Source organism: Streptomyces sp. SID4985, from assembly GCF_009863025.1.
Classification (GTDB): domain Bacteria; phylum Actinomycetota; class Actinomycetes; order Streptomycetales; family Streptomycetaceae; genus Streptomyces.
In genome coordinates this window covers 1-10,801 of record NZ_WWIR01000685.1, presented here as the reverse complement: position 1 = coordinate 10,801, position 10,801 = coordinate 1, and the positions used below count along the sequence as shown (strand labels likewise).

The 10,801-nt window shown below is 68.2% G+C and carries 10 protein-coding genes and 2 rRNA genes; all 12 read right to left on the bottom strand.

Annotated elements, in window-relative coordinates; translation table 11 throughout:
* On the bottom strand, positions 1–808 hold an 808-nt coding region (locus tag GTW40_RS30150), incomplete at its 3' end, for a DNA polymerase IV (protein WP_161183304.1).
* Between the two features lie 69 nt (positions 809–877).
* Positions 878–1,561, bottom strand: a complete 684-nt coding sequence (locus GTW40_RS30145; RefSeq protein WP_161183303.1) for a MerR family transcriptional regulator — start codon at positions 1,559–1,561, stop codon at positions 878–880.
* A gap of 276 nt (positions 1,562–1,837) precedes the next feature.
* Positions 1,838–2,311: a bifunctional nuclease family protein gene (locus tag GTW40_RS30140; protein ID WP_004002801.1), complete on the bottom strand. Its 474-nt coding sequence runs from the start codon at positions 2,309–2,311 to the stop codon at positions 1,838–1,840.
* Between the two features lie 86 nt (positions 2,312–2,397).
* On the bottom strand, positions 2,398–3,138 hold the full coding sequence (locus GTW40_RS30135; RefSeq protein WP_161183302.1) for a MerR family transcriptional regulator: 741 nt from the start codon (positions 3,136–3,138) through the stop codon (positions 2,398–2,400).
* A 43-nt stretch (positions 3,139–3,181) separates the two neighbouring features.
* A complete protein-coding gene (locus GTW40_RS30130) occupies positions 3,182–4,099 on the bottom strand; it encodes an FHA domain-containing protein (protein ID WP_161183306.1) in 918 nt (305 codons plus the stop codon).
* An 82-nt stretch (positions 4,100–4,181) separates the two neighbouring features.
* The gene (locus tag GTW40_RS30125) at positions 4,182–5,117 is read right to left on the bottom strand and encodes a DUF881 domain-containing protein (RefSeq protein WP_202486608.1); all 936 of its coding nucleotides are present in this window, start codon (positions 5,115–5,117) and stop codon (positions 4,182–4,184) included.
* Positions 5,118–5,122: 5 nt separating this feature from the next.
* Positions 5,123–5,455: a small basic family protein gene (locus GTW40_RS30120; RefSeq protein ID WP_003988855.1), complete on the bottom strand. Its 333-nt coding sequence runs from the start codon at positions 5,453–5,455 to the stop codon at positions 5,123–5,125.
* The gene (locus tag GTW40_RS30115) at positions 5,452–6,372 is read right to left on the bottom strand and encodes a DUF881 domain-containing protein (protein WP_202486607.1); all 921 of its coding nucleotides are present in this window, start codon (positions 6,370–6,372) and stop codon (positions 5,452–5,454) included. The genes GTW40_RS30120 and GTW40_RS30115 overlap by 4 nt, the downstream gene beginning before the upstream one ends.
* 143 nt (positions 6,373–6,515) lie before the next feature.
* Entirely contained in the window at positions 6,516–9,011 is a 2,496-nt protein-coding gene (locus GTW40_RS30110; RefSeq protein ID WP_161183300.1) for a mannose-1-phosphate guanyltransferase, read from the bottom strand.
* Between the two features lie 127 nt (positions 9,012–9,138).
* On the bottom strand, positions 9,139–9,747 hold the full coding sequence (locus tag GTW40_RS30105; protein ID WP_161183299.1) for a CDP-alcohol phosphatidyltransferase family protein: 609 nt from the start codon (positions 9,745–9,747) through the stop codon (positions 9,139–9,141).
* A gap of 111 nt (positions 9,748–9,858) precedes the next feature.
* A 5S ribosomal RNA gene (gene rrf / locus GTW40_RS30100) occupies positions 9,859–9,975 on the bottom strand.
* 91 nt (positions 9,976–10,066) lie between these two features.
* Positions 10,067–10,801: ribosomal RNA gene (locus tag GTW40_RS30095) — 23S ribosomal RNA — on the bottom strand; the annotation flags it as partial.

Sequence of the window (10,801 nt, the reverse complement as noted above, 5' to 3'; positions counted from 1 at the left end):
GCCGGACCTCCAGGCCGATCCTCGGCCGGTCGTGGATGTCGACGTCGTAGGTGTCCTCGACGGAGACCGACTTGGCCTCGCGCTCGGCCACCACGGGCCGGTCGTCACGGGCCAGCGCCATGGCGTACAGCGCGTGGCCGTGCGCCTTGCCGAGCAGCCGGACCAGCTCGTCCTCACCGGCCTCGGCCAGCTCGTCCACGGTGGTGATCCCGGCCCGGCGCAGATGGTCGCCGGTGGCCGGGCCGACCCCGGGCAGGGTCCGCACCGGCATCGGTCCCAGCAGGGCGCGCTCGGTGCCGGGCTCTATGAGGCACAGTCCGTCGGGCTTGGCCCGCTCGGAGGCGATCTTCGCGAGCATCTTGGAGGCGGCGAGCCCGACCGAGCCGGTCAGTCCGGTGACCGCCCGGATGTCGGCGCGCAGCCTGACCCCGGCCGCACGCGCCGACGGCTCGTCCCAGGCCGTTCCCCCGGCCTCCAGATCCACGAACGCCTCGTCCAGGCTCAGCGGCTCCACCAGCGGCGACAGCTCGCGCAGCAGGGCCATCACCTGCTCGCTGACCGACCGGTAGAGGGCGAAGCGGGGCGTGACGTACGCGGCGTTCGGCGCCCGTCTGCGCGCCTGGGCCGTCGGCATCGCCGAGTGCACCCCGAAGACCCGTGCCTCGTACGACGCGGTCGCCACCACCCCGCGCGGCCCGAGCCCCCCGACCACGACCGCCTTGCCGCGCAGGCTCGGCTTGGACGCCTGCTCCACCGAGGCGTAGAAGGCGTCCATGTCGAGATGGAGGATCGTCGGCGCGGCTCTCACATGTCCGATGGTGCACCACACCACTGACAACGCCGGTCACCTCCCCGGCGCCGGGATGCTTCCGCGGGCTCAGACGGCCCGGTTGCGCCGCCTGGCCAGTTCGTCGGAGGGGTTGTGCCCGATCAGCGTCTCGCCGGTGTCGACGCGCTCGCCGTGCAACTGGGACAGCGCGCTCTCCACGTCCCGCCACACCACGCCGACGGCGATGCCGAAGATGCCCTGGCCGCCCTGGAGCAGGGCGTGGACCTCGTCCGGGGAGGTGCACTCGTAGACCGTGGCGCCGTCGCTCATCAGCGTCATGCGCTCCAGGTCCCTGAAGCCGCGGTCCCTGAGGTGCTGTACCGCCGAGCGGATGTTCTGCAGCGAGACACCGGTGTCCAGGAAGCGCTTGACGATCTTCAGGACGACCACGTCACGGAAGCTGTACAGCCGCTGGGTGCCCGAGCCGTGGGCGGGGCGCACGCTCGGCTCCACCAGGCCGGTGCGGGCCCAGTAGTCGAGCTGCCGATAGGTGATGCCCGCCGCCGCGCAGGCCGTGGGCCCGCGATAACCGATCTCCTCGGACGCCTCCGGCGCCGCCCCTTCGCCGTCCGGCACCGCCGTCGGCCGCTGCGAGGCGTGCTCGGCCCCGCCACTGGGCTGGGGATATCCGCCGCTCGGGCGGAGCCGCGAGCTTGGGGGAGGGTACGGACCGCTTGCCCCGAACCCGTTTCCGGGGGCGCCCCCAGCCGTACCGTCGCCGCTGGTTCTCACGCCGACCTCCGTCCTTGACCTGCCATCTCGACGGTAGGCAGTCACCAGGGGTGCGTCAACGATCGCCACACTCGGCACGCCGAGTGATAATCACCCTGAGAGTGGTTTCTCGTGTCCCACCGCGGGGAAAGGCTAGCCGAATGCGCTCGCGAAGGGTCGTAGGACGCTCTCACGAGCCGTTGGCAATTGCCCGCTCGTGACCCCGCCCGCGACGGCACGACAGGGCGCCAACGACCGCCCCCGTGGCCTCCTGACCACGTGGCCGGCGTCGGCGCCTCACTGGCTGCTGGTGCCGAAGTCCTCGGGCGAGATCTGGTCGAGGAACTCGCGGAATTTCTCCACCTCGTCCTCCTGCTCGTCCGGGATGGCGATGCCCGCATCGTCGAGCACCCCGTCACTCCCGTAGATCGGCGTGCCGGTGCGCAGGGCCAGCGCTATGGCGTCGGACGGACGCGCGCTCACCTCGACCCCGCTGGCGAACACCAGCTCCGCGTAGAAGACGCCCTCACGCAGATCCGTGATGCGCACTTCGGTCAGCTCCTGGCCGACGGCCTCCAGCACGTCCTTGAACAGGTCGTGCGTCAGCGGCCGCGCGGGGGCCATGCCCTGCTGGGCGAAGGCGATCGCCGTCGCCTCCCCGGGCCCGATCCAGATGGGGAGGTAGCGGTCGCCTCCCACTTCGCGCAGGAGCACGATCGGTTGGTTGGAGGGCATTTCGACCCGGACACCTACGACATCGAGCTCGTTCACACAGCAACCCTAGGCCGTGCCCGGGACGTTTGGGTAGTCGGGCCGGGAACAGGCGGGCGATCCCGTCCCCTCTCCGGGGCGCCGGATCAGGGCAGCCGGACCCCGAGCGCGGACTTCACCAGAGCCGCGTGCAGCTTCATGGTGAGCGCCGCCAGCTCCTTCGTACGCGCCTCGGCGAGCGCCCGGGTCTGCGGGTTGCGGTGGCGCTTGAGCGGGGCCACCAGCTGGTCCACCAGACCGGCCTCGCGCTCGGCCGCCGCCTTCATGACCCGCAGATGGCGCGGCTCGATCCCGAACCGGCCCAGTTCGGCCACGAGAGCGGCCACGGTGACGGCCTCGGCGTCGTAGACCCCGTCCGTCAGGGGGGCGATGAGCCCGTACGACTCCCACTCCCGCAGCTCGGCCTCGTCGATGTCGGCGGCCGCCAGTAGCTCGGCCCGGCCGATCCGGGCCACCGTGGGCCCCTCGAACGACTCGTCCGCCGCGTCCTCCGCCGAGCGCTGACGCCCTACGACGGGCAGCTGGACCGCCTCACCGCGCTCCATGGCGTCCAGGTGCTCCCGGATCACCTTCAGCGGCAGATAGTGGTCCCGCTGCATTCTCAGGATGTGGCCCAGTCGCTCGACGTCGTCCGCCCCGAACTTGCGGTACCCCGAGGGGGTCCGGCGCGGCTCGACGAGGCCCTCCGACTCCAGGAAACGGATCTTGGAGATGGTGACTTCGGGGAACTCGTCGCGCAGCATGTTCAGGACGGTGCCGATGCTCATCGGCTCACTGTCCCTGGCGGCGGTACCGCTTCCGGCACCGCCGCTCGGTGTTTGAAGCATGGACCTTCCCTGGGGTTCCCCCGGACGGGTGCCCGGGGGGAGGTCAGACGCCCTGCCGGCTCGCGTAGAAGACGAGCCGGTACTTGCCGATCTGCACCTCGTCACCGTTCGCCAGCGGGACCTCGTCGATCCGCTCACGGTTGACGTACGTGCCGTTCAGACTGCCCACGTCCGCCACCGTGAAGGACCCGTCCGCAACGCGCCGGAACTCCACGTGACGGCGCGAGACCGTCACGTCGTCCAGGAAGATGTCGCTCTGCGGATGACGGCCTGCCGTGGTCAGGTCACTGTCCAACAGGAAGCGGCTGCCCGAGTTCGGACCCCGGCGCACCACCAGGAGGGCCGAGCCCACCGGCAGTGCGTCGACCGCCGCCTGCGCCTCGGGCGACAGCATCGGGACCGCCGTCTGACCGGTCATCTCGGCGTCGTACGCCTCGAGACCGGAGATGGAGATCGTCGACGTGGTCTCCGAAGCACGCTCCGGCGTGGCGCCGGGACGCAGCGGCGCACCGCAGTTGGAACAGAAACGGGCGTTCTCCGCGTTGCGGTTCCCGCACCTGGAACACTCCAGGACCGACATGGACCCCCCGGGGGCGTTGGACGCGGACGGGTCGGAGGCAAACCCTCCACCCGCACTTGAGGTTGACGGTTGCCCGAAACCTATGCCGCCGGACCGGGCAGGGTCAACGGACGCCGCGCCCTGGCCTCCCGAATTGCCACCGGCCGGACCAGCGACCTCGTCGCGGAACAGCGGACGGGGGCCTTCCTCTTCGGACTGTGCGCGATGACGGGCCGTCGCGTTGTCGTTGCCCTCACGCGCGCTCTTGCCGAACAACTTCCCAAACAACTTCACGGGCGATTCCCCTTGACCGAAACAGACCCGCCCGTGGGGCAGGACGAACCCTGATTGCCGACACCGGCCGATCCGGACATCTTCACAACGTCCGTATCCACCAGACAGTTTCCACCACGCACCACCCCTTCGGTGCGCCGACCCCCCGCAACCTCATGCCCCTGCCGGACGCGGCCCATGCACCACCGGTTCACCGGGAGGACGACCGAGCGTAGTCAGGCTGCTTCGCTTGCCGCAAGGCATCCACGACGATCTTGTTCGACCGCTCGACACTCACCGTGGCCTGCTCCTTCTCGAAGGTCTGCACCACGCCCCCCGGGATGTTCAGCGCCGGCTCCAGGTCCTGCGGCTTCCCGATGACCTTGAAACGATACGGCGCGTCGATCTTGTTCCCGTCGACACTGACCGTCTTGCCCGAGTCGGTGAGATAGGTGTTCGCCACCACGCGGACGCCGTTGATCTCTATCGCCTCCGCGCCGGCCGCGCGCAGTTCCTGGATCGCGTCGAGCAGCATGTCCGACTCGACCGTCCCCTTCGCATCGTCGACCGTCACGGTGATGCCCGGCCCCTGAGCCGCCACCGTGCCCGCGAGTATGCCGAGTTGCTTCTCCTTCTCGGCGGTCTGCTTGCGGGCCTCGGCCGCCTGGTCGGAACTGCTCTGCAACTCCTCCCGCTGCTTCTCGAGTCCTTGCTTCTCGTCCTCAAGACGCTGAGTACGGTCGTCCAGTTCATCGAGGATGCGGACGAGATCCTCCTGGCGCGCGCCGCGCAGCGCACTGTCGCTGTCGCTGTTGGACGCCACCTGCACGGCCAGACCGAATCCGAGCCCGAACAGCAGCAGGGCGACGATGAATTGGGCCCGGGTCAGCCGCGGCGGCCACAGTCCGGCGGCCAGCCGCTGACGCCCGGTGGGTACGGGCTCGGCGGCCTCCGGGTGGTCCTCGGAAGCGGGGGCGGGCTCGGGCACGGACTCCGGCTCCGGCAGCGGGGCGGCCTTCGGCGCGGTGTCGCGCTGAGGTTCAGGCCGCGGCTCGCTCGGCGCGGTGGACTCGCGCTCCGACGCCGGTACCTCGTCGGGCAGTTCCCTGCGCAGCCGGTTCTCCGGCCGCTCGTCCTGGTCGCTCATCGCGCTCACGCCCGGAAGACGTGCCGGCGGATGGCCGCGGCGTTGGAGAAGATACGGATGCCGAGGACCACCACGACACCGGTCGACAGCTGCGCGCCCACGCCCAACTTGTCGCCCAGGAACACGATCAGGGCGGCCACGACGACGTTCGACAGGAACGAGACCACGAAGACCTTGTCGTCGAAGATGCCGTCGAGCATGGCCCGCAGACCGCCGAACACGGCGTCCAGCGCCGCCACGACGGCGATGGGCAGATAAGGCTCGACGACCGCCGGAACCTCGGGCCGGACCAACAGGCCGGCCACGACTCCCACGACGAGGCCCAGTACGGCGATCACGATGTACCCTTCTCAGTCTTCTCTGCGTTCGGCTGTGCTGCGTTCGGCTGTGCTGTGCGTACGATCACACTGGGTGCGGACGGCAACCGGACGTCCTTCTCCACGGAGAGGGAGACACGGATGTCGAAGTTGTCCTTCAGGGCGTGGAGATACAGCCCGTCGGCGGTGTTCTGGAACCTGGTGGCCAGCCGCTGCCCGTCCCCCACCGCAAGCACCGTGTACGGCGGCACCAGCGGCCTGTTGTCGACCAGTACCGCGTCACCCGCGTTCCTGATCGCGGACAGGGCGGTCAGCCGCTGCCCGTTGATGGAGACAGCCTCGGCACCGGACTCCCACAGCCCGTTGACCACGCGCTGCATGTCCCGGTCGCGCACCCGCCCCGTGTCGGAGAACCCGGCGGCCTCACGCGGGCTGGTGGCGTCCCCGCCGGTACTCGCCTCCTTGGCGTCGTTCACCACGAGCCGCACCCCGGGCCCGTGCACCGCCGTAGCACCCGACAGGACACCCATCAGGTCGGCCTGACTGCCCCCGGTCTCCTTGAGCGCCGCCCGCTGGCGCGCGCTCACATCGTCCCGGAGCTTGTCCACGCCGGCCTCCAGACGGTCGGCGGCGGCGTTCTCGCGGTCGATGCGGTCGATCAGCTCCTGGCGCTCCTTGGCCACCACCGGCGCCGCCACACGCGCCTGAGCGGCCCCCACGGTCACCACGAGTGCCGCGAGAACCAGTCCCCCGGCAAGACCCAGCTTGGCCCGCAGGGTCTTCGGCAGCCCGCGTTCGCCCGTGGACTCCTTGCGGGCAGCGGCCTCGGCGTACCCGTCGTCGAGGCTGTGGTCCATGACGTTGGTGATCAACGACATGGAGGCGTCCGGACGCCTCGGCCGCGTGGGGCTGCTCCGAACGGGGGGTTGCTGCGGCATGTCGCACATAGTCCCATGCCGCGAACGGTGCTTTCGAACGGCCCCACCCCGGCGACCGGACCCCGCACGGGGGGCCGAAGCGGACACACGTCCGCGGGCCGTCGCCGGTGTGACGACGGCCCGCGATGCTCCGTATTACCGGATCACCCGCCCGCGCTGTCCACCACTGCCGACCACTCGTCGAGCAGTGCCTGCGCGGAGGCGTCGTCCGGGCCCTCCGCCCACAGATGCGTGACGGCCTCGGCGGGGTCGGGCAGCACCATCACCCAGCGCCCGTCGCTCTCGACCACACGCACGCCGTCCGTCGTGTCCACGAACCGGTCACCGGCCGCCTCCACGACCCGTCGCATGACCAGGCCCTTGACCGCCCACGGGGTCGCCAGGTCCCGCTTGAGGACATGCGCCCGCGGAATCCGCGCGTCGATCTGGCTCAGCGTGAGCTGCGTCCGCGCGACCAGACCGATCAGCCGCACGAACGCGGCCGTGCCGTCGTAGACGCTGCTGAACTCGGGGACGATGAAGCCGCCCTTGCCGTCGCCGCCGAAGATGGTGCCCTCGTCGCCGCCCACGCGCGTGAGGTCGTCCGGGGACGTGGTCGTCCACTCGACCTGGGTGCCGTGGTACGCGGCCACCTGCTCCGCGATACGGGTCGTGGTCACCGGCAGCGCCACCCGGCCGCTGCGCCGCTCGGCCGCGACCAGGTCGAGCATGACCAGGAGCGCCCGGTCGTCCTCGATGATCCGGCCCTTCTCGTCCACGAGCGAGAGCCGCTCACCGACCGGGTCGAACCGCACGCCGAACGCGGCCCCGGAGGACGCCACTATCTCGCCGAGCCGCTCCAGGCCCCGGCGGCGCATCTCCTCGGTCTCGGTCGGTCTCGACTCGTCCAGACCGGGGTTGATGGTCAGCGAGTCCACCCCGAGCTTGCCGAGCAGACTGGGCAGCACCAGCCCCGCGCTGCCGTTGGAGGCGTCCACGACGACCTTGAGCCCGGCCTCCGCGATCCCCGTCGTGTCGACGTTCCGCAGCAGCGAGCCGGTGTACGAGTCGAAGACGCTCGACGGGAAGTACAGGTCACCGATCTCGCCCGGGAAGGCCCGCCGGTACTCCTGGCGCGCGAACACCCGGTCCAGCTTGCGCTGGCTGCCCTGGGAGAGATCCGCGCCCTGCCCGTCGAAGAACATGATGTCCACGGAGTCCGGCACACCGGGCGAGGTACGGATCATAATCCCGCCCGCACTGCCCCGCGCGGTCTGCTGCCGCGCCACGGGCAACGGCACGTTCTCCAGGTCGCGTACGTCGATGGCGCTGGCCTGGAGCGCCGAGATGACCGCCCGCTTGAGCGCACGGGCACCCCGGGAGTGGTCGCGGGCCGTGGTGACCGTGGCGCCCTTCTTCAGGGTCGTCGCGTAGGCACCGGCCAGCCGCACGGCCAGCTCAGGGGTGATCTCGACGTTCAGGATGCCGGTCACGCCCCGGGCGCCGAAGAGATGCGCCTGGCCCCGGGACTCCCAGATGACCGAGGTGTTGACGAAGGCACCGGCCTCGATCGTCTTGAACGGGTACACCCGGACGTTGCCCTGGATGATCGACTCCTCGCCGATCAGGCACTCGTCACCGATGACCGCGCCGTCCTCGATCCGGGCGGCCCGCATGATGTCGGTGTTCTTGCCGACCACACAGCCGCGCAGATTGCTGTTGTGCCCGATGTACACGTTGTCGGCCACGACGGCCTTGTGCAGGAAGGCACCGCTCTTGACGACCACGTTGGAGCCGACGACGGTGTCCTCGCGGAGCTCCGCGCCCGCCTCGACCTTGGCGTAGTCACCGATGTACAGCGGCCCGCGCAGCACCGCGTCCGGGTGCACCTCCGCGCCCTCGGCCACCCACACACCGGGCGAGATCTCGAATCCGTCGATGTCGACGTCGACCTTGCCCTCGAGGACATCGGCCTGGGCCTTCACATAGCTCTCGTGGGTGCCGACGTCCTCCCAGTAGCCCTCGGCGATGTAGCCGTAGATGGGCTTGCCTTCCTTCATCAGCTGCGGGAAGACATCGCCGGACCAGTCGACGGACACATCCGCTTCGACATAGTCGAACACCTCGGGCTCCATCACATAGATGCCCGTGTTCACCGTGTCGGAGAAGACCTGGCCCCAGGTCGGCTTCTCGAGGAAACGCTCGACCTTGCCTTCCTCGTCGACGATGGTGATGCCGAACTCCAGCGGATTGGGCACCCGGGTCAGGCAGACCGTGACCAGGGCGCCCTTCTCCTTGTGGAAGTTGATCAGATCGGTGAGGTCGAAGTCCGTGAGGGCATCACCGGAGATCACGAGGAAGGCATCGTCCTTCAGCGCTTCCTCGGCGTTCTTGACGCTTCCGGCGGTACCGAGTGGCTTCTCCTCGTTGGCATAGGTCAGCTCCATGCCGAGTTCTTCGCCATCACCGAAATAGTTCTTGACGAGCGACGCCAGGAACTGGACGGTCACGACGGTCTCGTTGAGTCCATGCCTTTTGAGCAGCCTCAGCACGTGCTCCATGATCGGGCGATTCACCACCGGCAGGAGCGGCTTGGGCATGCTAGAGGTCATCGGGCGCAGGCGTGTGCCTTCGCCACCAGCCATCACGACGGCCTTCATGTCGGAAGCGTCCTCCTCAAGAGATGACGGTCCAGCCGACTTCACCCGTCCAGATTGTCCCGCACTTTTCCCTCGCGGGCCATCGAAGCGTTACGGAAGCATCGCCTCCGGGCAGCGCCGCCCGGGCTCAATCGGCCATGGCATCCGCGCGCACCAGACGGCGGACCTGAACCACGTAGAGCACTCCTGCCCACCAGTACAGGGTTGTACCCCACCCTGCGAACGCCCATCCGAAAATGGCGGCGAGTGACGCGATCCAACCGGTTCCGTCACTGAGCAGAAGCAGCGGGAACGCGTACATGAGGTTGAACGTGGCGGCCTTCCCGAGGAAGTTCACCTGCGGCGGCGGATAGCCGTGCCGACGAAGGATGCCCACCATCACGAGCAGCATCAGCTCACGCGCCAGCAGAAGCGCGGTCAGCCAGAGCGGGAGGATCTCCCGCCAGGTGAGACCGAGCAGCGTGGAAAGGACATAGAGCCGGTCGGCCGCGGGATCGAGCACCCGGCCGAGACTGCTGATCTGATTCCAGCGCCGGGCGAGCTTGCCGTCCAGATAGTCGCTGACCCCGCTGAGCGCCAGGACCAGAAGTGCCCAGCCGTCGCTCTTCGGACCGCCGAACTCCGGCCTGAGGATCAACCACAGGAACAGCGGTACGCCGGCGAGCCTTGCCATGCTGAGGATGTTGGGGATGGTGAGGACCCGGTCTGTCTGGACGCGGGTCTCCTGGACCTCCACCCGGGGGCCTCCTGTTACGAAACGTGCCAACAATTCCTCATGACCTTACCCCAACGCAAAAAAGCTCCGGCCCTCGGGCGGTTATGCCCAAGAGCCGGAGCTGTAAAAGGAGTTCGGCGGCGTCCTACTCTCCCACAGGGTCCCCCCTGCAGTACCATCGGCGCTGTGAGGCTTAGCTTCCGGGTTCGGAATGTAACCGGGCGTTTCCCTCACGCTATGACCACCGAAACACTATGAAACTGTCAGCCAGACCATGCCCGTTCAGGGGACATGGGTGCTGTTCGTGGTTTCAGAACCAACACAGTGGACGCGAGCAACTGAGGACAAGCCCTCGGCCTATTAGTACCAGTCAACTCCACCCGTTACCGGGCTTCCATATCTGGCCTATCAACCCAGTCGTCTACTGGGAGCCTTACCCTCTCAAGGAGGTGGGAATACTCATCTCGAAGCAGGCTTCCCGCTTAGATGCTTTCAGCGGTTATCCCTCCCGAACGTAGCCAACCAGCCATGCCCTTGGCAGGACAACTGGCACACCAGAGGTTCGTCCGTCCCGGTCCTCTCGTACTAGGGACAGCCCTTCTCAATATTCCTACGCGCACAGCGGATAGGGACCGAACTGTCTCACGACGTTCTAAACCCAGCTCGCGTACCGCTTTAATGGGCGAACAGCCCAACCCTTGGGACCGACTCCAGCCCCAGGATGCGACGAGCCGACATCGAGGTGCCAAACCATCCCGTCGATATGGACTCTTGGGGAAGATCAGCCTGTTATCCCCGGGGTACCTTTTATCCGTTGAGCGACGGCGCTTCCACAAGCCACCGCCGGATCACTAGTCCCGACTTTCGTCCCTGCTCGACCCGTCGGTCTCACAGTCAAGCTCCCTTGTGCACTTACACTCAACACCTGATTGCCAACCAGGCTGAGGGAACCTTTGGGCGCCTCCGTTACTCTTTAGGAGGCAACCGCCCCAGTTAAACTACCCATCAGACACTGTCCCTGATCCGGATCACGGACCGAGGTTAGACATCCAGCACGACCAGACTGGTATTTCAA

Bases quoted from the DNA above. Each gene is read 5' to 3' on its own strand.
- GTW40_RS30125 (WP_202486608.1), bottom strand. From the start codon at position 5,117: ATGAGCGACCAGGACGAGCGGCCGGAGAACCGGCTGCGCAGGGAACTG.
- GTW40_RS30110 (WP_161183300.1), bottom strand. From the start codon at position 9,011: ATGAAGGCCGTCGTGATGGCTGGTGGCGAAGGCACACGCCTGCGCCCG.
- GTW40_RS30135 (WP_161183302.1), bottom strand. From the start codon at position 3,138: ATGCTTCAAACACCGAGCGGCGGTGCCGGAAGCGGTACCGCCGCCAGG.
- GTW40_RS30115 (WP_202486607.1), bottom strand. From the start codon at position 6,372: ATGCCGCAGCAACCCCCCGTTCGGAGCAGCCCCACGCGGCCGAGGCGT.